The 25,904-nt window shown below is 53.2% G+C and carries 19 protein-coding genes; 7 read left to right on the top strand and 12 right to left on the bottom strand.

Features of this window, described 5'->3' with window-relative positions; genetic code table 11:
* Window positions 1–108: 108 nt before the first annotated feature.
* Window positions 109–2,553: a sodium:solute symporter gene (locus JIN87_RS01255; RefSeq protein ID WP_200353687.1), complete on the bottom strand. Its 2,445-nt coding sequence runs from the start codon at window positions 2,551–2,553 to the stop codon at window positions 109–111.
* A gap of 177 nt (window positions 2,554–2,730) precedes the next feature.
* On the opposite strand from JIN87_RS01255, the gene JIN87_RS01250 reads away from it, so the two are divergent.
* The 4 genes from JIN87_RS01250 (at window position 2,731) to JIN87_RS01235 (ending at window position 7,206) form a co-directional block, all read left to right on the top strand.
* Window positions 2,731–4,434 carry an arylsulfatase gene (locus JIN87_RS01250; protein ID WP_200353686.1) on the top strand — a complete coding sequence of 568 codons (1,704 nt, stop codon included), beginning with the start codon at window positions 2,731–2,733 and terminating at the stop codon, window positions 4,432–4,434.
* Entirely contained in the window at window positions 4,431–5,906 is a 1,476-nt protein-coding gene (locus JIN87_RS01245; protein WP_200353685.1) for a sulfatase family protein, read from the top strand. Before JIN87_RS01250 ends, JIN87_RS01245 begins: the two co-directional genes overlap by 4 nt.
* Window positions 5,907–6,039: 133 nt before the next feature.
* Window positions 6,040–6,354 carry an L-rhamnose mutarotase gene (gene rhaM / locus JIN87_RS01240; protein ID WP_200353684.1) on the top strand — a complete coding sequence of 105 codons (315 nt, stop codon included), beginning with the start codon at window positions 6,040–6,042 and terminating at the stop codon, window positions 6,352–6,354.
* Between the two features lie 39 nt (window positions 6,355–6,393).
* Window positions 6,394–7,206 carry a DUF1961 family protein gene (locus tag JIN87_RS01235; RefSeq protein WP_200353683.1) on the top strand — a complete coding sequence of 271 codons (813 nt, stop codon included), beginning with the start codon at window positions 6,394–6,396 and terminating at the stop codon, window positions 7,204–7,206.
* Window positions 7,207–7,240: 34 nt separating this feature from the next.
* On the opposite strand, the gene JIN87_RS01230 is transcribed toward JIN87_RS01235, so the two are convergent.
* From JIN87_RS01230 to JIN87_RS01205, 6 genes are all read right to left on the bottom strand, one after another.
* Complete coding sequence (locus JIN87_RS01230) at window positions 7,241–8,206, bottom strand: M23 family metallopeptidase (protein ID WP_200353682.1); 966 nt, start codon at window positions 8,204–8,206, stop codon at window positions 7,241–7,243.
* A gap of 6 nt (window positions 8,207–8,212) precedes the next feature.
* Window positions 8,213–9,973, bottom strand: coding sequence for an ASKHA domain-containing protein (locus JIN87_RS01225; protein ID WP_200353681.1), 1,761 nt, complete (start codon window positions 9,971–9,973; stop codon window positions 8,213–8,215).
* Between the two features lie 227 nt (window positions 9,974–10,200).
* Complete coding sequence (locus JIN87_RS01220; RefSeq protein ID WP_200353680.1) at window positions 10,201–11,115, bottom strand: dihydropteroate synthase; 915 nt, start codon at window positions 11,113–11,115, stop codon at window positions 10,201–10,203.
* Window positions 11,116–11,127: 12 nt separating this feature from the next.
* Window positions 11,128–12,396, bottom strand: a complete 1,269-nt coding sequence (locus JIN87_RS01215) for a methylenetetrahydrofolate reductase C-terminal domain-containing protein (protein ID WP_200353679.1) — start codon at window positions 12,394–12,396, stop codon at window positions 11,128–11,130.
* Between the two features lie 6 nt (window positions 12,397–12,402).
* On the bottom strand, window positions 12,403–14,181 hold the full coding sequence (locus tag JIN87_RS01210) for a uroporphyrinogen decarboxylase family protein (protein WP_200353678.1): 1,779 nt from the start codon (window positions 14,179–14,181) through the stop codon (window positions 12,403–12,405).
* Window positions 14,182–14,211: 30 nt separating this feature from the next.
* On the bottom strand, window positions 14,212–14,937 hold the full coding sequence (locus JIN87_RS01205; RefSeq protein WP_200353677.1) for a hypothetical protein: 726 nt from the start codon (window positions 14,935–14,937) through the stop codon (window positions 14,212–14,214).
* Between the two features lie 200 nt (window positions 14,938–15,137).
* Here JIN87_RS01205 and JIN87_RS01200 point away from each other — a divergent pair, with 200 nt between their 5' ends.
* Complete coding sequence (locus JIN87_RS01200; RefSeq protein ID WP_200353676.1) at window positions 15,138–16,001, top strand: AraC family transcriptional regulator; 864 nt, start codon at window positions 15,138–15,140, stop codon at window positions 15,999–16,001.
* Window positions 16,002–16,022: 21 nt separating this feature from the next.
* Here JIN87_RS01200 and JIN87_RS01195 read toward each other — a convergent pair whose 3' ends face one another.
* Both JIN87_RS01195 and JIN87_RS01190 read right to left on the bottom strand, forming a co-directional pair.
* Window positions 16,023–17,099, bottom strand: coding sequence for a PKD domain-containing protein (locus tag JIN87_RS01195; RefSeq protein WP_200353675.1), 1,077 nt, complete (start codon window positions 17,097–17,099; stop codon window positions 16,023–16,025).
* Between the two features lie 68 nt (window positions 17,100–17,167).
* Window positions 17,168–18,352 (bottom strand): Gfo/Idh/MocA family protein, encoded by a 1,185-nt coding sequence (locus JIN87_RS01190; protein ID WP_200353674.1) that lies wholly within the window; start codon window positions 18,350–18,352, stop codon window positions 17,168–17,170.
* 231 nt (window positions 18,353–18,583) lie between these two features.
* On the opposite strand from JIN87_RS01190, the gene JIN87_RS01185 reads away from it, so the two are divergent.
* The gene (locus tag JIN87_RS01185; protein WP_200353673.1) at window positions 18,584–19,600 is read left to right on the top strand and encodes a LacI family DNA-binding transcriptional regulator; all 1,017 of its coding nucleotides are present in this window, start codon (window positions 18,584–18,586) and stop codon (window positions 19,598–19,600) included.
* A gap of 362 nt (window positions 19,601–19,962) precedes the next feature.
* On the opposite strand, the gene yjjJ is transcribed toward JIN87_RS01185, so the two are convergent.
* Window positions 19,963–21,342: a type II toxin-antitoxin system HipA family toxin YjjJ gene (gene yjjJ, locus JIN87_RS01180; protein ID WP_200353672.1), complete on the bottom strand. Its 1,380-nt coding sequence runs from the start codon at window positions 21,340–21,342 to the stop codon at window positions 19,963–19,965.
* 473 nt (window positions 21,343–21,815) lie between these two features.
* Between yjjJ and JIN87_RS01175 the strand changes: the two genes are divergently transcribed.
* Window positions 21,816–25,166, top strand: a complete 3,351-nt coding sequence (locus JIN87_RS01175) for a TonB-dependent receptor plug domain-containing protein (RefSeq protein WP_200353671.1) — start codon at window positions 21,816–21,818, stop codon at window positions 25,164–25,166.
* Window positions 25,167–25,364: 198 nt separating this feature from the next.
* On the opposite strand, the gene JIN87_RS29010 is transcribed toward JIN87_RS01175, so the two are convergent.
* Both JIN87_RS29010 and JIN87_RS01165 read right to left on the bottom strand, forming a co-directional pair.
* A complete protein-coding gene (locus JIN87_RS29010) occupies window positions 25,365–25,613 on the bottom strand; it encodes an ASPIC/UnbV domain-containing protein (RefSeq protein WP_200353777.1) in 249 nt (82 codons plus the stop codon).
* A gap of 35 nt (window positions 25,614–25,648) precedes the next feature.
* Window positions 25,649–25,903 carry a hypothetical protein gene (locus tag JIN87_RS01165; RefSeq protein WP_200353670.1) on the bottom strand — a complete coding sequence of 85 codons (255 nt, stop codon included), beginning with the start codon at window positions 25,901–25,903 and terminating at the stop codon, window positions 25,649–25,651.
* Between the last annotated feature and the right edge of the window lies 1 nt (window position 25,904).

Raw genomic sequence — 25,904 nt, 5'->3', positions numbered from 1 at the left:
AGCCTAGAGCAGGTGAGTTTGACCTGCTTGGTAAGTCATGAGATGCGAATTGATAGGTCGCATGCTGTCAGGGGGTAAAGTAAAAGTCGTATTGCGCTGAATCGATTCTCAATCGTCGAGGCCGCCTTTGCGGTTTTTTAGGGTGGCGAGCGTGAGGCCTTCGATGTCTTTTCGGTTACCGCCGGTGGCAAGGCTTACCGCGTAGCCTACTGCCATGGTGACGAGGGATCCGTATACTGGGTAGAGCCAGAAGATGATAGCCTCGTCTTGGGCGACGAAGTAGGTGGCAATCATTCCGGCAGCGATTCCGGCTAGGACGCCTATCTCGTTTGCCTTTTGCGTTAGGAGCCCGAGAGTGTAGATTCCGATTGTAGTGGCAGATATGATACTTGCCACTCGCAGGAAGAGATCCCATAGGGAGGGTGTTTCGAAGGAGTTGAGGTAGAATGCGGATGAGACCCCGAATACTCCGATGAGCAGTATCGCCCAACGTCCGACGCGAACGGCTTTGGCATCGGTAGCCTTTTTCGAGAACCGCTTATAGTAATCGTCGACGATGAGATTGGATACGCTGCATAGGCTGCTGGATATCGTCGACATGGTGGCGGCGAGCAGGGCAGCGATTACGAAGCCGGACACGCCTGGGGGGAGTTGCTGAGCGGCGAAGAAGGGGAATATGCCGTCGGTCTTAATCGTGGGGCTTAGTTCAGCGGGCTGAGCTTTGTAGAAAATGAAGAGGGCGGTGCCGAGCGCGAAGAGGAGGAAGTTGATGGGAATGGCGACTCCGAGTTGGGTGGCGATCGCCTTCTTCGCTTCGCGGAGGTTACGGGTGCATTGCACGCGTTGCACGAAGTTCTGGTCGCCTATGTAGAGGAGAGTCAGAGCGATCACTCCGATGAAGACGGTGGTAACGTTTTCCGTGCTCAAGGAGGCTCCCCAGTCGAACACATGCAGTTTCGATTGGTCCTGCAGAGTCGTCCATATCTCTGTTGTGGGCATGTCGATCTTCGTCCAGGCGAGTATCAAGCATCCCAATACGGAGGCGATCATGACGAATCCTTGGATGGTGTCGGTCCAGATTACGGCCGAGAGTCCGCCCATGTAGGTGTAGGCGATGGTGACGATGCCCATGACCGGCACGCTCAGCTCCATGGGGATCCCGGCGATGGCGTCGAGGGCAGCGGCTGGAAAGAGGAGGATAGTGCCCATACGACCAAGGATTTGGCCCAAGGCAAAGATCGTGCTACCGAGCATGCGGACTGAGAGCCCGAAGCGGTCTTCCAGGTATTCGAAAGCGGTCCCGTAGTTCAGTTTGCGAATGAGGGGCGCGAGAAGATACATCGCGATAGGCAGCGCGATGAGGAAGTAGAGGCTGATGGCAAAGAAGGCCCAATTGCCTGCGTAGGATTTTGCAGGCATGGCCATTAGACTCAAAGCGCTGGCGCCGGTGGCGAAGAGACTCATGCCGGTCGCCCACCAAGGAATACGGTGGCCGCCACGGAAGTACTCTTCAGAGCTCTTCCCTTTTTTGGTGAAGTAAAAACCGATGTAGACGAGAGCGATGAAGTAGAGGGCAACCGATGTGTGGTCGTACCAGCCATAATTCGTGTCCGGTGCAGGAAGTTCGACTTCGAGGGCTGCGTTTTCATCTATGATGAGGAAACTCTCTCCGCTGGAAATGAGCTGCGATCTGTTGGATAGCGGCGGCTGAGCTTCAGTGGAGCTGATCCAAGTGTCGCCAATCATATGATACAGATTGAGCGCGGTTTGGGTGCCGTCATTTATCAGAGCGATGGCGTGGGAGTCGCCGAGTTTTGCGGCGTCGAGGATCCTTCCTTGAGGAGACGTCGAATCGTTCGTTCTCCAGCCCTTAACCGGATGGAAAACGGGGCTGTCCGTGGTAGGCGAACCATCGCTTCCGATTCCACCGATTAGGGAAATCGTATCCACGGAGTTGATGAGAAAAGCGGAGTGTCGAGCGGGGCTAGTCCACGAGGTCCTTTCGACCCAGGCGGCATTGGGATCGGAGAGCTCGAGGGATATAAAGGAGTTTGTGGATCCTTGGTGGGTCCCATCGGTGGTGCCGCCTGCGACGTAGAGGGTGCCGCCTTTGACCGTGGCGGCTGGGTTTGTTAGGGCGGTGGGCAGGTCGGGAAGCCTTTTCGTTTTGATTCCGTCTTGGCCGGCCAGCGAGAGACTCATCGTTTTGGCAGTTGCCTTGCCGTTCGTTTCACCGCCGATGAGCAGAAGTTTATTCCCATCGACAACAGAGGCGCCGTTGTGCCAAGGGTGCTCGAGCGTACCGATTTCTCGCCATTCTTCGGCGTCTTTGAATAAAGCGAATACCTTTGTATTGGACGCTCCGTTTTTCGCAAGGCCGCCTGCGAGGATGACGGTGTCTCCGAGTCGTCCTTTGAAGCTTCCTTCGAGGGAAAGGGGCGCTTCGGGAAGGGACGAGAACGTGAGCCCCTGCGTTTGCTCTGCATAGGTGCTAGGTCCGAAGAAGGGCGTAGCCAATAAGGTGAGGAGGACTAGAAGTCGGAAAGGGAGCATCGGTTTCGTGAGAGAATAAGGGGATTGTTCTTCTTCCCTTTGCTGCAAGCAGCAAGGACGTTCGAGAGATGAAGAGAGTTCCGGTGAACTTGCGATGGAGGATCAATTTGACAGTCAGATTACGAAGAATTGGACAGGTCTAAGGGGCAAGAACAGAAGAGACGCTAGATAAATTGTATGAAAGTCCTCGAATCTAGAATAGTCGCTTTAATGGGCGTTTTGGCGCTGCTGTTCTCGGAAGGGTTCGCACAGCGCCCCAATGTCGTACTGGTTATAACGGATGATCAAGGTTACAGCGATGTGGGCTTTAATGGGAATCCGCATTTGAAGACGCCGGTGCTGGATCGTTTCGCATCCGAGGCGACGGTTTTCGAACAGTTCTATGCCTGTCCGGTGTGTTCGCCGACTCGGGCGAGCTTGATGACCGGCCGCAGCGCTTTGAAGACGGGCGTGATCGATACTCAAGAGGCGCGGTCGATTTTGAAGCCGAGTGAAGTGACGATTGCCGAAGCGCTTAAAGGGGCAGGATATCGGACGGGAATGTTCGGCAAGTGGCACCTTGGCGACAATGCTCCAGCGCGCCCGATCGATCAGGGATTCGATTATTCCCTTACTCACGTTGGCGGCATGATTGGGGCTCCGTATAGTCCGCTGGGGCGTGATAATTATTTCAATGCGCCGCTTCTTGAAAACGGCATCGAAAGGGAGTTTGAGGGCTACTGCGTGGATGCCTTTACGGATGCGGCAGTGGAGTTTATCGCGGAAGCGGGCGAGAAGCCGTTTTTCGTGTATTGGGCTCCCAATACGCCGCATCACCCTTTGACCGTGGCGGACTCGTACGCGGACCCGTATCGAGAAGCGGGTTTGAGTGAGGAGACGGCTCGTTACTACGGTATGATCACGAATATCGACGATAATTTCGGAAGAATCGTCGATGCGGTGGATCGTGCAGGGGCCTCGGAGAATACGCTTTTCGTTTTCGTAGGCGACAACGGTACCTCGAGTTTGCATAAGCAAGAAGATTTGTGGGAGAGCGGATTGCGTGGGAGAAAAACCTATGTATATGAAAATGGGATACGCGTTCCTGCGTTAATCAAATTGCCGGGAGGGAAAGGAAATGGAAAAAGGCTCAATGAGGTGGGATCGGTTGAGGATCTGATGCCGACAATCCTGGACGTTTGCAAAGTCCCTTATCCCGAAAAGGTCGCATTCGATGGAAGGAGTTTGCTTCCTCTGTTGGATGAAGGGGAGACGGATTGGCCGGAGCGAACGTTTTACTTTCAGTTCCACCGTGGACTGGAGCCTGAAAGGTATCGAAATATTGCGGTACGCAATGGTCATTTCAAATTGGTTCAAGCGGTAGGCAGAGGGATTGAACCGTATTCCCTCGAAACTGCGAAATTCGAGCTGTACGATTTAAGTGCGGACCCTCTGGAAACAAAGGATCTGGCAGGGGATCGTCCGGAAATTGTCGAACGCTTGAAAGAACGTTATGATTCGTGGTTCGACGGTGTGATGGAGTCGGACTTTACGTCCGTACGAACTTGGGTCGGGAGCGAGCGAGAGAATCCTGTGGTCTTGTCGCGCCAGGATTGGAAAGGCGGAGGACTCTTTGATGGCGATAATGGAGTCTTCAGTCTGGATGTGAAGACTGCAGGCTATTATCGCATCACCTGCCAATGGAGCGAGTTGTTGAAGAAAACGCATCCGGTCACACTAAAGGTTGGTGAAAGCGTCATTGAAAACTCGATACTCTATGCGGAGTCTCAGTGCCGCTTCGAAAAGGTGTATCTTGAGAAAGGACCTGTCAGCTTTGAGGCTTGGGTTGAGATCGAAGATGAGAAGAACGGATTTCGATTTATTGAGATCGAGAAGCTATGAATTTGGAAACGCGACTCATTGTGAACCGCTGCCGTATTTCGATCGTTTCCTTGCTGATGCTCTGCTTTGGAGCCTACGCGGCAGAGCGGCCTAACGTGGTGTTGATTATCGGAGATGATGTATCTCCTGATTTTAGTTGTTATGGGGGACAGGTTGAGACGCCGCATATCGATCAATTGGCTAAGGGCGGCCTGCTTTTTGAAAATGCGTACGTGACGGCGAGTTCCTGCAGTCCAAGTCGTTGCAGTATCATTACGGGTCGTTATCCGCATAATACAGGCGCTCCGGAGTTGCATATGCCTTTGCCGGAAGGGCAGTTCATGTTTCCTCAAGCTCTGAAGAATGCAGGCTACTACAGCGTGCTCTCCGGAAAGTGGCATATGGGAGAGGCGACCCGTCCCGCGTTCGACGTGGTAGACGATATTCACTATCCGGATGAACCGACAGGGGCAGCGAACTGGGTGCGTCATCTTCAGGAGAGGCCCATGGACAATCCGTTTTTCATGTGGTTTGCCGCCTTAGATGCTCACCGTCCTTGGGAAGCGGATACGGAAGAACGGCCGCATGATCCCTCTAGGGTTATGGTACCTGCTGGGGTGCCGGATACGCCGATTGCCCGTACGGACATGGCGAGCTATTACGACGAGGTGCGGCGTTTCGATCGTTTCGTGGGCGATGTCGTGGAGGAACTTAAAACTCAGGAGGTCTACGAAAATACCTTGATTATCGTGTTGGCCGATAATGGTCGGCCCTTCCCGCGGAGTAAGACTTCCTTGTATGATGGCGGTATGAAGACGCCTTTAGTCGTCCACTGGCCGGAGGGACAGTTTGAAGAGGGTGCACGGAGCGGTTCTCTTGTGAGTGCGATCGATATCGCTCCCGCAATTTTGGAGGTTGCGGGATTGCCTACGCCCTCGCGGGTTCAAGGTGTTAGTTTTCTTCCTATTTGCCGCGATTCGAAGACGCAGACGCGGGACCTCTTGTTCGGTGAGCGCAATTGGCATACTCAGATTGGTTGCGGGCGAATGGTTCGTTGGGGAGATTTCGTTTACATGCGGGATTTTACGCCTGAAAGCTACAGCTTCCTGATGGTGAACGCGGCGAAGGCGAGTTACGCGGATCTGCTACGCTTGAAACCGTCAGGGAAACTGCGGCCCGAAGAAGATGAAATATTCTCAGTCAACCGGGCGGAGGAACTGCTTTTCGATGTATCCAAGGATCCGAAGCAAGTCCGCAATTTAGTCGGGAACCCGGAAATGAACGCAACGCTGGAGAACATGCGGGCGATGATGGATGAATGGCAAGAGCGGACAGGCGATTCTATTCCGGAGTTAGAAAACATGACGCCGGATCGCCACGATAGAGTCAGTTATGAAAGGTTGTATCCAGGGCCGCGGCCGTCTGAAGGAATCGTTGCTGGACAGGACGCAGGGGCTACTGAGATAAATGATGCCGGACCTATTTGGAAATGACTGATTATGGGTGTTGTTTTAACCACAGATTACACAGATATTCACAGATGAAGTTGTTGTTTTCGGAATGATCAACTCCAATATCGCATTATCTGTGTCCTCTGTGGTTTATAAAATACGCTAGATAGACTTTATGAAAAGAAACGCATTTAAGATGAAGCTCAAGCCGGGCTTCGAGGACGAGTATAAGAAGCGTCATGATGAGATTTGGCCAGAATTGTCGGCGGAGCTGTCGGCGGCGGGCGTATCCGATTATTCGATATTTTTGGATGAAGAGACGCTCACGCTCTTTGCGGTGCAAAAGCTAGCAGACAATCACACTGCCGATCAGTTGCCGGAGACGGAAATCGTCAAGAAGTGGTGGGCTTATATGGCCGATATCATGGATACCAATCCTGACAATTCTCCCGTGTGCGTGTCACTAAAGGAAGTTTTTCATGCGGATTGAAGAGTGGACCTTTGATGAATTTTGCAGAACGTAATAGCGATGAAAGAAATAGAGACGCTTTTAACTCTCATGGTGGCTGGCCTTTCTTTGTGTGGCTGTGGGAAACAAATAGATTCGATGGCGACCGCTGAACGTACCGCATTTGAAGATGCGTCCGCAGAGGCGTGGAAAGAGGTCTTTTCCGATTCTTGTACGGGAGATTGGACGCAGCAGTGGTTTCTTGATGGCGAGGTTGGAAAAGTGACCACGAGCTTGGATGGCATGACGCTGACGGCGGGGCCGGAGTTTAAGAATGATGCTCACCACATGGTTCTGTGGACAAAGGAGTCTTTCGAAGGCGATGTGAAAATCGAATACGACTACACGCGTCTCGATTCGGAAACGAATTGCGTGAACATTCTTTATATTCAGGCGACAGGGAGCGGTGAGGCTCCATTTGTCGAAGACATTACAGGGTGGAGCGAGCTACGGCGCGTTCCGGCGATGCGGATGTATTTCGATCACATGAATACCTATCACATCAGCTACGCGGCGTTTCCGAATGATGAAGATACGACGCAGTACATTCGGGCTCGTCGGTACATGCCGAACGCGACCGGTTTGAAGGGCTCGGATCTAGAGCCGGACTATTTTCCAGAGGGACTGTTCGAGACGGGCGTGCCGCATAAAATAACCGTGATCAAAAAGGATCGAGAGATCCTGATGCGTATCCAAAATGCGGATCAGGACTATTACTGCCACATGACGAATCCGAATCTGCCGACGGTGACGGAAGGGCGGATTGGTCTGCGTCACATGTTTACCCGCTCGGCGCGTTATCAGAATTTCAAGATTAGCGCGGCGGCTGATTGATCGGAGTATGTGGGGGCGACTTTGAGGAATCGGACTAAGCAAAGGTTTTGTTGGCGGTCTCGATCTTGCAGAGAGTGTCGACGAGCTTTTGATCTGTGTCGCCTTCGAGGCACGTTTGAGAGGGGACTTCGAGGCTTGGGCTGGGCTGGATTTCCCAGGTGCCGTTTTTCCTGTTTATGAGTAGGCTGTCGTTGGTTTGATGGGCGCTCGCTTCGGAGAGCGTTTTTTTGCTCAGGGCCTGGACCCCAGGGAAATTGAGGCTCAGGGTGCGGCGCAGTTCGAGACGCATTTCTTTGGTCGCTCCAGTGCTGACTAGGCGCGAAAATGGGGAGTTGGCTTTTTGGCCTAGAACGAAGCGGGTCTCTTTGATTTCTGGACTCAGAAGTTCGAGGGGATCGAAATAGGTGAGTTGACCCAATTGTTCCCATTCTAGCCAGTTGTTAAAATCTACTTCGTGATTGGGTCGTTCAAGTAGGTTTTGCTCGATGAGGGCGACCGATAGGTGAAGGTGTGAGGCTGTGATTGATTTGGGATTTTGCGATTGAGCAATTTTGCCGATGGCATCCCCTTGGCTGAGGCGGTCGCCGATTTGCGGGGCATCGAGTTCGATATGTGAGTATTGGAAAACAATCGCCTGTCCATTGATGGCCTTGTCGCTGACTACGATTGCGGTGTCGCCAACGAGATCAGGAAAGGTCCAGTGAAGGGTTCCTTCGGTGAAGGCGGGGATCTGAAGTCCCGCCATGCCGGCTTGGATACGCTTGGAGTCTTTCATCTCTCCTAGCGCGAAATCAATCCCCTCGTGGGGGCCGCCGCCGTAGGATTCTTGACGTGTTTTATTCGGGTCGCCCCACCAAATCCAGGGACTTTGGAATTCCATGCCGCGACGGATCACCCATTTTTGGATACGGTCTTGTCCAAAGGCTTGGATACCTCGGCTTAAGCTTTCGCTTATGAGCCCGTGGAGTGTGGCTTCGATGCACTTTGATTGATGGGACATTCGGGCTTAGCGGGTTTCGATTTCCGAGGTACGGAGGCTGGCGAAGCTAAGTTTTGACTTTGGAAATTCGAGCGTGAGATGGGGGATGAAGAGCGCGTTGATGAAATCGTCTTGGAAGGAGTCTTGGGCGTTGAGCTCGATCCACTCGAGTTTGTCGATGAGGGAGTCGATACGGACTTTGGCTTTTCGATCGACCGCGTAACGAACGGCGCCTTTGAGGGAGGTGTTGCCGCATGAGTGGACCTTTTCGGAGTCGAGAGGTGGGATGAGTCCGATGTCGATGATGTCCTGTATGTGGATGCGAGCGCCAAAGTTTCCTGCGAGGTGCAGCTGCTCGATGTCGAATACATCGAGCCCCGCGAATTTGGCGAGGGTGATGATTCCGGAGAATACGGCGGCTTTGGCCTGAAGGAAATTGCTGATATCGTCCTCGCTGATGTAGATGTCATCGCTGAACGGATACACGCGATGAGTCTCGCCGAGCAATTCGCGTTCTTCAATCTTTTCGTGGCGGCGGGCGAAGCGCCCTTTCTTTTTGAGGATGCGTGCTCGGAAGGCGGCGGCTACGAAGGAGATGATGCCGGATCCGCATATCCCGATGGCGTCTTGGTCGCCGATGGTGCTGTATCTGAGTTCGCTGCCTTCATTCCATACGTGATCGATCGCTCCGGGAATTGCGCTGATGCCGCAGGGAAAGCCGCCGCCTTCAAAGGAGGGGCCGGCGGGGACGGCAGTGCAAAGCAGCTGGCCTCCGCTCTTGAGGGCCATTTCCGCATTGGTGCCGAGATCGACGAAGAGAGTGTTGTCCGCTTGGTTTTCGAAATCGATAAGAGTGAGTCCGCTGATAATATCTCCACCGAGATAAGCGCTTTGCGAGGGGATGAATTCGAGCCGTTTCCCTGGAAGTCGATAGTCAGTGGCGGTGCGTGGCGCGGGAGCGTAGTCGACTCCGTTGAAAGGCCAGCCGCCCATGCCTGTGGGGTCGAGTCCAAGGAGAATATGAACCATGGGGGCATTGCCTGAGATGACGGTTGTGAGTAGTTGATCCTTGGCTACGCCGTTTCGTTTCAGGAGAGAATTCAGAAGAGGAATGAGTGAGCGCTTGAGTACAAGATCCTGCATTTCGGCGAGGAGCTCAGATGTATGGCAAAATGCGATACGGGCGACAAGGTCTTCCGAGTAGGCGTATTGTCCATTGAGACGGCCTTGGCAATCGATCAACGACCGGTCTTCGAGGTCGATCAATGCGGCGGCGAGAGTGGTGGTGCCGATGTCGACAGCGATGGCGTAGGCTTTTTTTCCGTCACTGGACAAGAGAGGCCATTGGGCTTCATCATCGAAACAGGCGAGTGCGATGGGACCTTCGAACGCATCGCTGGAAACGTGGTTGAAGAAATGAGGAGAGAGGGGCAGGGAGGCATCGAGGGCTTTTTCGATGCGTTGGCGATTGGAGAGGTTTGGGTGTTCTCCCGCATTGGCGACGGTGATCGTTTTTCGTTCCCAGCGCGGTTGTTCGCAATGGAGCCCATCTTCGATGGCGCTCAAGTCTATCTTTATGTCGGCGCTGGAGGCGGCTGAATCCGGTACGGTGATATCGTAGGTTCCGCTTTCGACTTCGGTTTGGCAGGCGAGTACGGGGTCTCCGTCGAGCATGACGCGGCAGGTCTTGCAGGAACCGTGTCCTCCGCAGGACATCTTGAGGGGGATGCGTTGCTCTCTTAGATGAGAGGAGAGCGTGCAGGGTTCTGTGATATCAATCTGGTGCATTCAGGGTTGGGAAATTGAAGATTGGAGATCGGGACTACACCTGGATTCTCGGAGGCAATACTATATCGAAAAGTGAAACTAGAAGATTTCTAAACCGCAGAGAACGCTGAGTACGCAGAGGGTTTTTAGGATCGATTTTTCTCGGCGATCTCCGCGTCCTCTGCGGTTACGAATTGATGCCGTTCATCTATTATTATGCGTTCGTTTGCGTGTTTCCCAAGTGAGGATTAGACGGTAGTGGCGACTTGCTTCGCCTCCTCTTGGGCGGCGAGGCGGGCGGCTTTTTCTTGGCGGGAAGCTTTGATATACTTCATGCCGAGCTTGTCGGTACCGTTGACGGTGTCGGCGACGAGCATGGCCCATTTAAGTCCGTCGTGGGTGATGTCGGTGAGGGGCGCGTTCATGCCGTTGTAGATGGCGATGGCGAGATAGTAGGCGTCGAGGGTTTTGCGTTTGGGCATACCGAAGCTGACGTTGGAAGCCCCGAGGGTGATGTTGGCGCCGAGCTCTTTGCGGATGAGCTTCATCGTTTCCATGGTACAGGTGCCGGCTCCCACATCAGTGGCGACGCCTATTGCGATGCAATCGAATATGAAATCATCGACGGTGAAACCGTATTTCTCGCCTTCTTTGAGAATGGCTTCGGCGCACTTGAGGCGACCTTCCGGCGTGTAGGGGATGCCGTCGTCATCCGCGGTCATGGCGATCATGGCGGCACCGTGTTTTTGGGCGATGGGGAAAATCTCATCCATCTTTTCGCGTTCGCCGGAAACGGAATTGATGAGGCTGCGGCCTTCGATCTTTCCGAGGGCGATATCCAGGGCTTCGGGGTCGCCGAAGTCGAGGGAGAGGGGGCAATCTACTTTGGCCCGGATGGCGGCGACAGCGATGGGAAGCAGCACTTTTTCGGGAATATCGAGACCAACCATATTCACATTTATGATACCCGCTCCGGCCTCGTATTGATCGACGGCTCGTTGGACGAGCTCGTTCCAATCTCCGTTGGCGACGCTCTCACGTACTTTGCGGTAGCCGAGGGCATTGCAACGTTCGCCGATGACGACCGTTCTGCGATTGGGCGCGATGCGCACGCGGTGCGACTTAGATGAGATGATGGTGGTCGATGCTTTGTTTTCGGGCATAACGAATTTCGTTTAAAGGTTCATGAGTGTTTCCGACGCACGTTGGCGAGCGGCGCTGGCGCGTTCCCGTATCTGTACGAGGAATTCATCGATCAGTTCGGGCGGCATGCCGAAGTTCATGGCGTGCACGCCGGCGGCTCCTCCTTCGGTGACGCCTTCGGCGATTTCGAAAGCCCATTCGAGGGCTTTGCGTTGAAAGTTGGGTTGTTCCATTATCGCGTGGAGCGATGGGTCGACATAGACGCCGGGGAGACGGCAAAGGACTTCGAAGGCGCGTTGGCTGCCGACGAGAGGAATCGACGGGATGGTGAGCTTGGGTTCGCTTGATCGTCCGGCGCGGACTTGTTTGTACCATTCCACGTAGGTGGGGACGTGAGTGATGGCCTGCGTTTGGCTGAAGCGTGCTCCGGCGTTTCGTTTGAAGTGGAGACGGTTCACGCTGATGTCCATCGGTGTGGAGAAGGGATTCGAGGCACAGCCGAGGAAAGGGGTTGTGTCGTGAGATTGCTGATACGAGTCGAGGCGTTCGTTGACGAAGTGAATCATCTGCGAGCTATCCATAGGAAACCATGTGCGTTGATTGACTTCGCGTTTTTCGTTGGGAAGCCAGTCGCCGGTCAGCAGGAGGAAGTTGGCGTAGCCCATTTCGAGGGCTCGGTCGAACTCAGCGAGAAAGTCCTCTTTGCGATGGTCGCGACCGCAGAACTGGATGATCGCCTCGACGCCGTGGGCTTTGACGACTTCGGCGGTGCGTGTCGAGTGAAGCGAGGGGATGCCGCCTGCATTGGTAGTGGTGTTGACGGCATCCACGTGAGCGGCGACGCGCTGCATGATTTTTTCGACGCGACTCAGGCCCTTCTCCTTCAAGGGGGAGGCGATTTCTAAGGTGACGACGAATTCGCCTCGCATCATTTTTTGGGAGAGCGTGGAGTTGGCTTCAATATGGCCTGTATCCAAGAACTCATGCGGGAGACGCGTCTTTTTGTCCTTGCCGTTGAGGTAGTTTACGTAGCTGGCTGTATTGAGAAGTTGGGGATCGGGGGGGAGGTGTAGCTTGAAGACCTTGTTGCCGGCTTTCTTCTTTTCGATGTTGGTCCAGACGCAGTCGAGTTCGGGAATGACTTCGCATTTGCCTTCGAGGGTTCCGCCGCAGGGCCCATTGCGCAGACCCTTGGGGCAGTTCATGGGACAAGTGAGCTTGGTATGGCTCAGAATGCATTGGCCGCACATGTTGCAGCCAAAGGCAGTCTCCTTGATCCATTTCTCGACCGTGTAGATCATTTTTATCTAGGCAGGGATGCGTGCTTCGGTGAGAGCGGCGAGGGCGGCTTTGGCAGCGATGACGCCATCGGCTGCCGAGTCCGCGTAGAAGTCCGCTTCGATTTTGTCGCAGAACTTTTCGTTGATGGGAGCACCGCCGATGAGAACTTGCGTGGTATCGCGGATACCGGCTTCCTTCAGCGCTTCGACCACGCGGCCCATGTAGTTCATGGTAGTGGTGAGGAGGGCGGACATTCCGAGTATATGGATGTCTTGTTCTTTTAGGGTTTCTACAAACTTCTCAACGGGCACGTTCACGCCGAGGTCCACGATTTCAAAGCCGGCGCCTTCCATCATCATGCCGACGAGGTTTTTGCCGATGTCGTGAATATCGCCTTTGACGGTGCCGAGAAGGACGCGACCGATGGGCTTGGCCCCTGTTTGGGCGATGAGCGGACGGAGGATCTTGAGCCCACCACTCATGGCTCGGGCGGCGATGAGCATTTCCGGGACAAAGAGTTGTTTTTGGGCGAAACGGTAACCGATTACGTCCATGGCCGGGATCATGGCCCGATTAACGATGTCGCCAGGGGCAATATCATCACCGAGAGCCTCTTCGACCAATTCTAGGACGTCTTCTTCTTCGCCTTCTTCGATGGCTTCGGCGAGTTCGCGCATGACGGGTTCGAGGTCGTCTGGGTAGGTTGGTGCGACATCGGCGACGATGGCTTCGGTGGCCTCCTTCTTCTGCTTGAAGAGGGGACGCTTGGGGACCCAGTTTTTGTAGTCCATATCCAAGCACGCGCTTACGGCGTCGATGTGTTCTGGCGGGCAATCGTAGGCTGCGACGCCGGTGCCGAGTATGAAGCCCGGGTGGTCCCAGCACTTGTTGAGGATGTTCATGGTGAAGTCCTGGATCTTTTCGACCGGACCGAGGTGGAGCAGGCGGGGATCGACGTTGACGCGCATGGGGATGTTGGCCTCGAGCGTCTTGCGTTTGAAGAGTTCGATGTCGCCTTCGAAATCGCAGAGAATTTGGGTGACGCCAGTATCGATGATGGCGTCGAGGATGGGGGTTGTGTCGCCTCCGATGATGAGTGGGATCTGGGTCGCTCCGGCCTTCTTCAATTCCGGGACGAGCGTTCGTTTGTAGACGCCTGCCACCACTTCTTGGAAAATCTGAGGGGAGCAGAGGGGAGGCATTGCTCGGGAGTCGAAGATGATGGGCTCGATGCCCAATTCCAGGAAGGCTTTGCCGAAGGCCGCCGCGACCTTCGCGGTGAAGTTCATGAGCTTCACGGTGAAGCGTGGATCCTGCATCGTCATCACGATGAAGTTTTCCGCGCCGATAAGTTCGGAAGCGAGGGAGAAGGGGCCAGTGATGGCACCGCGCACGATCACTTCATGGCCGACCTTTTCTTTTAGTTTTTTGGCGGCTTCGAGGTAGAGCGGCATGCGGCCGTCCGTCTTGGGATTCGGTATCGTGAGTTTGTCGAAATCCTCGGGCGTCTTGACCGGGTATTCTTCGACGCCTGGCACGTCGGGAGTGTCATCGAAATAGACGATTTTGCATCCGAGGGCTTCTGCTTCTACATTGTAGACGTCGATGCCGACGGTGAGAAAGTCCGGCTTGTAGCGTTCGTATTCGGCGAGAAGTCCTTCGACCAAAAGGTCGGCATCGCGGCAGATTTGGGAAGGCGTTTTGTCGATTAGGAAGCCCTTGTGCTCGTAGATGGCTGGGCAGAAGGGGATGCGGTCCCCTTTTTCCATTTTGAGGACGGCGGTCATTAATTCTTTGGAATTCATAAGAAAGTAAGCGGGTTGAATAGGGCGGTTCTAAGCGTTTTGAAGGGCGGGAGATTTCTGTCGTTGAAAAGGCAATACTCGAAGGGTGCAGTTGGGGTCGGGGCAATGCGGGCAATGAGGCTCTGCCGCTGTGCAGTCATCGATGTTCTCCGCCTTTTCGACCTTGTTTCCGAAACCGATGATGCTGGTGACGCTTGCCATCGGTTGCATGAATTGACTTTCCGTGTTGAAGCGGACGCCGATCTTTTCGATAGGGAGTTGCTGAATGAGCTCGGCTTGCAGTCTGAACGGCAGGCCGCCTATTCCAGGGGACACTGATTCGGAGATGAGGAACTGGGGGTAGCGTTGGGCGAGAGCCCGGCTGACTTGCTGATGGGTGTCGCGGGCGAGCGCGGTGGCGGCGGTATTCAGAATATAGGCACGCATGGGGTCCTCGGTCGAATGGATGCGCTCTTCCCATTCCGCGCCAGCCGTACCGACCACGAGCGCTGCGTATTCGGGTGCTTGAAGATAGCGAGTGAGGCGTCTGGAAGGCGTGAAGGAACGAAGGACGGATTCGGTGGAGGCAATCTTCCAGAGGGCCTTGGGCTTAGCTAAAGAGGATACGATGTCCAAGGCTTCGACCACATGGCGTTGCAGCCGTTTTTTAACCGGAGCGCCTTTGGGAATGCCCATGCTGAGAAGAAGCGCTTCTTCCTCGAGAAGAGGCGAGAGCTCAAGGATCTCGATCTGGGTTTCCATGGTAGCTGGGTTCATGATGGGGGACTTGGGGCTGGATAGGGATTATAGGGAATCCCTGGTTTGGCGTCTTCGTTGATATGGCGATAAGCGGTTGGACAATATGGCGATTAGGGTAAATGGTGTGTGAGAGAAGAGTGCTAATTGATGGATAGAAAGGGAAAGGTGCCCTGTTTTAGCAGAGTGCCTTGACTTGGACTTTCTAGTGAGAAAGGCGAATGAAGACGATGAATGAGATAGGAGCAAAGCGACGTGTGGTTCCGGTTGAAGTGCCGATGCCAGAGAGTGGAATTTATATTCTGGAGAGTCATCATGATGCATCGTTTCACATGCCGATGGGGGTATGGCCTTTCCACAAACTGTGCTGGGTTGGCATCGGTCGTGGCTTGTTGGTATTGGAAGCGGGAAGCGTTCCCTTAAAGCGGAATGATTTCGTTTTAGTTCCAGCGAATCTGCCGCATCGATTTGCAGACGATCCCTCTGAACCGATGGCTTTGGTGATAGCCTGCGTTGCCAACGAGCTTGTCGAAGGAAGGGGAACGCTCGCTCAGCTGTATTCGAAATTGAGGGACGCGTTTCCGGTTAATTTTCCCATTCGAGCGCGTAGCTCCTTTCACTTGAATGGGTTTCGTGATGCCTTCCATTCGATGTTGCGTGAACAGTCGCGAGCCGCTTTGGGTTTCGAAGCGTTGATCCAGGGCACTCTTATTCAATTGATGGTTGGACTATTGCGCGGAGCGGAAAGCGGAGGGCTGGGGGCGAGCGGAGCGCAGGGGGCGATTAACGGCTTGATCGATTACTTGGAGACTGGCTTCGACAAGGCGATCGTATTGGACGAATTGGCGACCCAGTGCGGTTTGTCCAAACGACACTTTACTCAATTGTTCAAGGAGGCAACTGGATGCTCCTTGGTCGATTATGTGAATCGAAAGCGAATTGAGTATGCGAAGGAGCGTTTACGTGGGACAGGGCATATTGCATATGCCTGCTATGAATCGGGCTTTTCGGATATTTCCTATTTCTATCGCATCTTTAAGCGCTATGTCGGCTGCACTCCAAAAGCGTATTTGGAAAATGAATAAATCCAAAGGGCGGAATGTTATCTAAGGCAAACTGACGTCCCAGACTTTGGACCAGCGGGATTCGCCTTCTGGGCCTATGACGGTTAGGACGACGACGTATTTGTCGCCTTTGTCGTAGGTGTGGGTCGGATGCTGTTCGTTTGAGGTGTTTCCGTCGCCGAAATCCCAATACCAGCTTGTGATATCGCCATCAGACTCGTCGTGAAAGGCGACCAAACGACGGGCTTGGTCGACCACGGTGAAATCCCAGTCGGCTTGGATTGTCGGTTTCTGCTCTGGGGGCATGAGACGGAAGGCGACGAGTTCATCGGCTTTGCCATACATGGTATGAACGCGGGATAGGTTCCAGAATCCGCTGTTACGTTTGCTGTTTTCATCGTAATCGATGATCGCCCATGAAAGGCCGATGATTTTGTTTTCTTCGAATTGACTTTCCGTCGAGCAACTGGGGCCTAGGGGCGAGGCGTGGTCGAAGGCGGTGATGTAGAATTCGAGGGTGTAGCGTCCGCTCTCACCTGGGGAGAAATCGTAATGGCTGGCGGCGTTGGCGTAGGGTAGTTCCTTGAGCCATTGCTGAGTGCCCCAAAGCATGGTCCAGGATTTGTCGCGAGCGGGGGTGAAAATGTGGTAGTTTTGGGCATGAGCGCCGTGGAGCGTGAAGAAGGCGTCTGCTTCGCTTAATACATCGTTGTTGATGCGGAATCTTTCGATGAGGGGGCCGCCGGAGAGGTCTCCGTCGACGACCACTTCGAAGGTGTCGTTTCTGAGACCGGGCAGGGCGAAGTCCCAATAGTCATCGTAAGCTTCGTAGAGAAAGTAGAGGCGGTTCAGGCCTTCTACCCAGGCGACTCGGACCTTTATGTCGAGGGTCTCGGGCTGGATGCCTTCGTTTTGTCCCGAGTCGTCCCAGAGCTCATTGGTGCCGATGATGTAGCTTTCCGGCACTTGGTCCCAATCTGAAACATCGCCGTCGATGCGTGGGATGGCGTCTTTGGGAAACTGATATACTTTGAATTCCACACCCTCCCGATCGAGAGCTTGCATGGAGTGAGTTGAGAGAAAGGTCGCGGCGAGAGTTAGAAGGCGAGAACGAACCATTGCTGCTTGCTGTATTGAAGTCGCTGACGCTTGAGCTAATCAAGGCGCACATTCCGAATGTGCCGCAATTATGTTTTGGATACGATCTCTTCGAATTTGAGACTGCCCAGTTTCTCGAAGGCATCCAAGAGCCGGTTTTTGAGTCCAATCACGTCGGGGACGGTCGAGTCAGTACCTTCGAATGGGATTTCCTTTATTTGCTTCGGTTCGAAATCGAGGATCTTTCCGAATCGATGGATAGATTCGATGAGACGAGTATGGCAGAGAGCGATTTCCGGTCCGCAGATGCGTGTGTCTGGATCGCTCAATCGGCTCAGTACGGATTCGAACATTTGGGTTCGAGCCGCGAAGCTGTCGTCCAGGGGAATCACTTCATCTTTCCCTCCACTGCAGGAGAGGGTGCACTGTTTGTCCTGTTCCCATTCTATACGTCCCTTGGATCCTGTGATTCGTATGACCGGCTCAAGCGTGTGGGTAGAGGCATGGCTGGCGCCGAACCAAAATTGAGTGCCGAATTCGGAGGTCGCTTGTATGATGGCTGTATCGAAACTTTCGATATCGTGGGCTCGGTAGAGTTGGGCCTCGTTTAGAAAGGCGTCACAGGATTTGTCGAAACTCTCTCCTGCAAAATAGAGCGAGAGACTGATAAAATGGGAGAGGGCGTTATTCAGGGGCGAGTCGAGCACGAAGGCATCATCCGCTCTGATTCGGCCTGCCCAATGGTTGCGTTGGAAGTAGCTGCGCGGTCTTGGCCAGATGCCGAGCATGGAAATTGTCTTTAACTTGCCAATACGTCCGTCGGTGATCTGTCGTTTGATTCGGGCGGCTGCATCAGTGTATAAGTCTTGGAAACCGACTGCGACCCAGCGCCCCGTTTTCTCCATTGCTTCAATGATCGCTTTGCCGTCGGAAGCGGAGCCGGCGAGCGGTTTTTCGACGAGCACGTTGCAGCCTGCGTTGAGGGCGTCGATGCTCATTCGGGCATGCCATTGGATGCCCGTGGGGATGAAGCAGAGGTCGAGTTGACCGTCCTGCGCTTCGAGCATTTCCTGGTAGGAGTCGAATTGTTGGGCTCCGGTTTCTCGCAGTTGTTGGGCTCCTTCGGAGTCTTTTTCTGCTTCCAAGGATACGAAGGCGGCGATCGCGATTCGCTTGTCTCTGTAGGCCTGGAGAAGCCATTCGATGTGAATGCGGGCATAGCCAGAGACGCCGATGAGGGCGATTCGAGGCAAGCTGCTTTTGGTTGCGATCATAGGGTGAGGAAAGTGAAGTATCGGGAAAGTGGATGAGGTCCTGCCCTGCGGACTGAGCACCTTTGTGTTAAAGGGGGAACATAGATGCGGCTTGCCTGAACAAGCGAAGGCTCAAAAATTTGACAGTCGGAAATTTGTTGCCTTGCCCGTCGGCTGGACTGCAGTTTCTTAAACAATCAGCTCTGCTCCCATTTTGTTCGCTGAGTGGAAAGGATTACCGAACGCCCCAATATGAAATCCGTTAGAGAACTTGCACGCGCTTTGGGACTGTCGCATTCGACGGTTTATGATGCGCTCAGAAACAGTCCGAAGGTTAAGAAGGCGACCCGAGAGCGTGTGTTGGAGGCTGCTGAGAAGGAAGGGCTTAGGCACAATCCTTTGGCGGGCGCTCTGATGTCCGAAATTCGGAGGTCGAGCACTGCTAGCTTTCAGGGAGTGGTTGCTGTGGTGGATCTAGAGTGCGCTGAAAAGCGGATCACGCAGGCGGCTGCCTTTATTAATGAAATGTACGAAGGCGCCAAGGAGATGGCCGCGGAGCTAGGCTTTAGGACGGAACCATTCGTGTTAGGGGATGAGGAAATATCGGTGGAGCGATTGGGCTCGATTCTGAGTTCGAGAGGAATCAATGGTTTGCTGATTTTGCCCGCCCGGGAATCTCCAGATATTTCAGCACTCGATTGGGACCGCTATGCAGGCGTTTATTGCGATAGTGTTATTGAAAAACCTGCTTTGGATTCGGTAAGCGTAGACCATTATCGGTCCATGTTGTTCGCCATGTCGAAGATTCGTGAATACGGATACAAACGGCCTGGATTCGTGATGGAGGGGGATCAGGATCAACGATTATTATATCGCTATGAAGCGGGGTATCGGATGGCTCAACGCGAGGTTGAAGGATTCGAAATCATTGAGCCCTACATCTCTCAAGAGTTGAGTGAACGCGGGTTTCAAGAATGGTTTGAAAGGAACCAACCCGATATCGTGATTTGTCATCGGATGATCACGAAACAGTGGATGGAGTCGATGGGACTAAAGGTTCCGGAAACACATGGGTTCTGCAAAATCAATGTTTCGACGACTCAAGAATCAGTGAGCGGTTTGGATTTGTGTCCACGGGCTCTCGGAAAGCGAGGCATGGGTTTGCTAGTGGGTAAACTGCACCGCAACGCTTATGGGATTCCAGCGAAGCAGATGACTTCGACGATCGCCGTTGAGTGGGTCGATGGGGCGACGATGCGGCAGATGTAGGTGTGATATGGTTGTGCGGGCAAAGGAGGGTGGGCTTTAGCCCGTCCATTCTTGGTTGTGTTTTTAAACCGCAGAGTTCGCGGAGGACGCGGAGGTATTTTAGAGATGAGGGGACGATTCTCCGCGTACTCTGCGTCCTCGAACACGTCCTAACGGGTGGACGGTTGACATTTTCTAGAGGAGTTGGCTCGGACTATGCGCTGCGTAGAAATTTCGGGAATCGGGCATGGGGTTGGCAATTGTCTTGTGTGGGACAATTGGCGGCTATGGTCCTAGGTACCCTGATAAAGTGGATACATTTGATTTTGTACCCAGTCCTACGGAAAGCGATGTGCGCAGTTTGGGGATTAGGGCTTGTCGTGTTAGCGTTCTAGCTCGTTCCTGATTCTCTCAAGATTGCTTTGGGCAATTTCCCGGAATTCGGAAGAGATGGGAACGTCCTTGCTAAGGCGATTCCAGAAGCGTTTGGCGGCTTGGGCGGCGGGATGCCAGTGAGGGCGCTCTTCGGGGCGAGGAGGCCGGATCTCAAGGGGGGTTGTAGGAAGATCTCCACTACGTTGCGGCGCGTAGCGCATGGGAAGCATATCGTAGATAGGGCAAAGCCTAAGGGGAAGCTCAGGAGTGAGGAAGAGACTGAGATTGCCGAGGTGCATGTCGGAGTTTCCGATCAGCTGGCCGAAGTGCTGGTAGATGGCGGCCTTATCCGCGTCGGCTTGTTTGAGCCATTTTTGGCGGACGAGTGATTGGCAGGAGTGGCTCCAGTTTTGCTCGAGTTCACCGCTGAGGCCGGCGATGAGCGAACGCAGGGAGAGAGTGCCGATGCGTCCGATGCGCCCAGAACGGTCGAAGCGGTCGACTTCAAGATAGGCGCGCTGCTCGGTTTTTATGAGTCGGGAGGGGGCGGCGTTGAGGCCGATACGGGTGAGCTCTTCAGATGCGATTGCCTCTGCGGAAAGGAGGTCGGCCCAGCGTCGTCCAGCGTCGGTCTTGAGAGAGCCGGAGAACTTGACGATGACGTGTTGGAAGGCGCCATCTGCTTGGCTAATGCATGTGGTGAACTTCGGCTGTTCGCCGCCAGCGGATGAATTGGGAAGTTCGCCGTCTTCGGTGACGTGATGGGCGATGCGATTGTATTGCCCGCTTCGGTCTAGTGCTTCGATGACGGGGGACTGTTCTTGAGAGGCGAGGAAGGTGTCGATGGCCTGGCCTCCAAGAATGAAATTTCCGGGCGTATCGTCGCCATAGCTTAGGATCGCTTTAATGGCTTCTTCGATTGTCCAATTCTCAGGATTGGTTCCGATACCCAGGGATGGACCGTGCGTACGGGCGAGCAGGCGACTGAGGTAGCCTTGGGGGCGCATGTCTTCTAAGAACCATGGCAGATCTGGGAAGAGCTGTGGGTGGTCCTCTCCATTGAGGAGATAGCCGTATTTGTCGTTTTCCCAGTTTGGCTCGAGAAAGAACTCGCCTTGATGTAGGGCGTGTAGGGTGCCTGCGATGTCGGCTTGGCCGTCAGAAGCTATTTGGTAGAGCTTCCAATTGGAATCACCGGCTTGGATGGGACGCGGCAGGGCGTAACGAGCTCGTCGGGTTTGACCGATGCGAAGGATCTTGGGGGAGGCGTTGAGGGCTCGGGATATTGTGGGTTGGCTCAGGCCGAGCTGAAGAGCGATATCTGCTGCAGGCATAGAGCCTCGGGTGGCGAGCAGTCGTTCGATAGAATCTGTGTGTTTAGAACTCAAATGAATAGAAATATGAATAGTATAAATAACGTATAGTAAAGGATAAATGGTAAATATGATGTGCCCTGTGAATAAAAAGAAGAATGGGACGACGGGTAGCCTTATACTGCTTCGGTTCTAAAGTCCAAGCTCCTTCCTTACCGACCTCTGCCTCCTGAATCTTGGGCTCAACAAACGCCCAAAAGCCGCCGTTTTGTTGCCTTTTTCAAGGTTATCACGCCAGAAATCCGACTGTCAGATTTGTTTTGCGCCAGAAATCCGACTGTCAAAAATTGGATATGTCGACTGGGGGTGGACCCCGGCATTGTGTGGATCAATCAAACAAGGGGTCACTGCGATCCTTTGAAGTTTACCCACACATACTCCACGTTTTTCAAAGTAAATCACGGGAAGAGCTGGAGTTAACCTACAAGCCAAACTTGCCTATTATGAAAGTACCCCCACCACCCCAAAAAATATCACAACGTTCTAGGATGCTTGCGTCCTTGCTCGTTCTGACCGCTCCTGCGTGGGCGCAGGATGATAAAGAAGAAGAGGTCTTCGAGCTTTCGCCGTTCAGCGTTTCTGCGGACGAGAATAGTGGATACCGAGCGAACAATACACTGGCTGGGACACGTTTGAATTCTCAACTTAAGGATATCGCTAGCGCAGTGCAGGTGGTGACTGAGGAATTCATTGACGATGTAGGCGCCTCGTCTCTGGACGAATTGCTCACCTACACGACCGGTACGGAAGCGGCAGGACCTTCGGGTAATGCGAGTTTCGCAGAGGTCAATAGCGGTACTGCTCGAATGGAGCGTTCTCGTCGCGAGCCTCAGCTGAATACACGGGTTCGTGGACTCGCAAGAGCGGACTTGACGAGAGACTACTTCCAAAGCGACCTAGCCTTTCATGGATACAATACGTCCACGGTAACGATTAACCGTGGACCGAACGCGTCGCTCTTTGGCCTCGGAAGTCCAGGTGGAATCGTCAATGCTACTGTAGATCAGGCTCTGACCAACCGGGACATGGGCGAGTTGAACCTGAAGTGGACCGAGTTCGGAACGAAGGAGGTTTCGCTCAATTACAACAAGGTGCTCATCGAAGATAAGTTGGCGGTTCGCGTGGCTGCATTGAATCAGGAGCTTGGATACGAACAGAAAAATTCGTTCTACAACGATGATCGTTACTTTGTGGCTGCGACTTGGCGTCCCTTCGAAAATACGATCATACGAGCGAACTACGAAGAGGGAGACGCTTCTGGAAGCAGAGCGAAACTACGTCCCCCGACGGATCGTATCTCGGGTTGGTTTGCGAACGGAAGCCCGGGTTACGACGCAACAACCAACAAATGGTATTCACAAGCGAGTGGCTATACCGAAGAAATCACGGGTACGCTTGCTTCGGAACTCACAAAATCGAGCACGCAGTTCGGTTCTCAAGCGATTAACGGCAATCCGATGGTCGTTTTCGATGACCCGCACGGTACAGGTTTTAGCGTGATGCAAGGAGGGTTTCGTAGCGACGCAGCCGGTCGGGTTAGAGGGGCTGAACCGACTCCATCGCATATCACTGCAGGATCTCATGCCTATTTGAGACAGTGGCATTCCGCTAAATCTCTCCTTCTACGCAATCCTGACTATATAGTAGGCGCGAATCCGAATATTCCAGCGGGGCATTTGAGCTTTTACTACGATCCGCAATTGTCCGATCGAGGCCTCTTCGATTTCGTAGAAAACAGTTTGACTGGCGCATCTTCGCTTCACGAGCAAAATTTCAATGTGAAGAATCTCCGTCTGGAGCAGACTTGGTTGGATAATCAGGTCGGGATAGAGCTCGCATACAATGAACAATATTGGCGAGCCAGCCTCTCCGAGGCTCACACAGCTTCGAGCGCGAACACTTTGAATGTCGATATCAATTTGAAATTGATGGATGGGTCCGATAATCCGAACTTCGGGCGTCCCTTTATCGGTGGTCGCGGATATACCCAAGGTAGAATTCGCGAGCGGGAAGCGTACCAAGCGACAGGATTCGCCAAATACAATTTCGCTGATAAAATGGGCGACGGATTCTTCAAGCACTTTGGTGATCATAGTTTGACCGCAGTGTATCAAGATCAGACCTTCGACGAAGCCCAACCCAACCGTCAGTTTAGCAAGGCGAGCAATGACTGGAACCCAAGTGTCGCGAGAGGGGGGCCAGGTCTTGATCAGGCTCATGACTTCGCCACCAATGGTAGATCCGACAATAGGACTCGTATCACTATGATTCAGTATGTGGGCGATGCAAATCCGAGCGCGAATAGCATTTATGATCTCACGATTGATCCCGTTTCCGTTATTCATATTCCTGATACATCCTTGGTCGGTGACGATGGTACTCCAATGGCTTCTCGTTGGAACCCATTTACAGGTGCTTTCGAGCAAAAGGCTATCGATATATATACCTATCGCAACGACCCGGAAGATGTTTGGACCTGGGGAAATCCGGTGAGCCAAGAATCGATCGAGTCCTACTCAAGCATTCTACAAAGCAAGTTTCTTGATGGCCATCTCGTGACTACCGCTTCTTGGAGAAAAGACACAGTTAATCAAGCATCGGGAGATGCTCCGACGCTTTCAACTGGACTTACATCTCCAGACCCGGTGCCTCTCACTCAATTTTTGGATGAGGTTTCTCAGAGCACGACCAGTTACGGAGCGGTTGTGCATGCGCCCGATCGATGGATGCCGGAAGGAGTGGGCTTGAGCTTGCACTACGTCGATTCTTCGAATTTTGCTGCGGGAGCTCCCAGCACGACTGTCTTCAATGACCTGGCCGAGTTTCAGTCGGGGCAAACCGAAGAGTACGGTTTCGCATTCTCTGCTTTGAACGATAAGTTGTACCTGCGTTACAATAAGTTCGAAACGGTTCAGGCGAACGATAAGCTTGTGGGCAAAATGCCAGCGGTCGGAAATGATTTGAAAAATGTCATGGAAAATAATACGCCTGAGGCCTTGGCGGCTGCGGGTTGGGATCTCAATGATCCGAATCTCTTTCATCCCGGTTTTCTAGAGACCTATCGTTTAAGACCAGCGGATCCTGGCGTGCCTAACGATCAAACGACATGGCTGGTGGACAATATATCTGGCACCAATACTAACTATTTCCAAGACACCCAGTCTACTGGTTCCGAAATAGAAGTGAGTTACACGCCTACAGAGAACTGGCGATTCGCTTTCAATGCGTCGAGTTCAGAGGTCGCTGTAAGTAATGTCATGCCACTTGCAGCGCCCGAGTTAACAAGAATAGCGAACGACATATTCTTGGACCCGAAAATGGGTGATCTGTTTATTACTCCGGATCCGGAAATGAATGATGATGGGACTTATAATAATCAGAGTCTGCTTCGCAGTCGTGCTGATAATGTACTGAATGATATAGCCTTGTCTAAGTCGAATGAGGGAGGGACGCTTCAAGAGATTAGAAAGTGGCGTTGGAACCTGGTCACGAACTATTCGTTTAGCGATGAATCTCCGCTTTCCGGATTTGGAGTAGGTGCGGGCGTTCGTTGGCAAGACGATGTCGTTTTAGGTACTCCTCTTAAGGAGGAGCTCGGTGAGACTGTTCCCGATCATGACAATGCGTTCTACGGTCCAACCGAAACCGATATAGATCTTTGGTTGAGCTATAGTACGAAAATATTCGGCGATCAGGATTTGCGTCTTCAGGCTCGTGTTCGCAATATCACTTCGGATGGCGATTTGATTCCTCTGAAGATCAATCCCGATGGGCAAGTCGCCCTGTGGAGATTTGCGCCGCCAAAGGTGTTCGAACTCTCTGCTCGTTTAAGGTTCTAGTCATTGATCGCGGACTTGTATGGGGAATCGACGATTCCCCTGTCTTTCAGAAAACAGTTTAAGTAGTAGTTTATACGGGCGCCCAGTTTTTGGCTGGGCGTCTTTTTATGTGTTCCGACAGAGAATCTGGAATCAATAGGTGCTGTCAGCTCGACGTGGCGGCCTACTGTTTTTTGTGTGGGACGGGTCGTTGCCTCGTCAGCGCTGATGCGTGTGAACTGGATTTCCTTGCTGCTTCAGCTTTGGGTATTGGATATGTTCAGGCGATGTCGCATATTCGTGGATACGGAAGGATTTGTTTAGCTCCACACTTTTGAATACCTGTGTTGTTTTTGAGGTAGGCCAAATGATAGTGGCCGACTCGATGGATTCCGCGTTGCCCAATCCAATCTCTTGTCGGGTCGGGTTTCCACCGAAACTGCTTCCGGTGCCTACTGTTTTATATATCGAGCGAGGGCGCTCTGGCGTACTTCCTACGTCTTTTAGTGACTACGAGCGTCCACAAACGCCCTGAACGCTTGCAGCGTGTTCAGTTCTGCTTCCTTTGAATTCGCCGAAGTGATCCAATGCTCCAGATGCTTGCGAGGCTTTGAAATCAGTAAGGCCTGTTTTCCGTCATCGATACGTTTAATGAAGTCGTCTGGATTGAACATCACCGCGGCGCCGATCTCGATTCGTCCAGCGGCGACGCCTCCTGAAGACGTTCCCCAGCTCAGGTAGTGGTCCTTCTCCAACACA

The sequence above is a fragment of the Pelagicoccus mobilis genome (assembly GCF_016595505.1).
GTDB classification, from domain to species: Bacteria; Verrucomicrobiota; Verrucomicrobiia; order Opitutales; family Opitutaceae; genus Pelagicoccus; species Pelagicoccus mobilis.
This window is presented reverse-complemented; position numbering and strand designations above follow the sequence as displayed.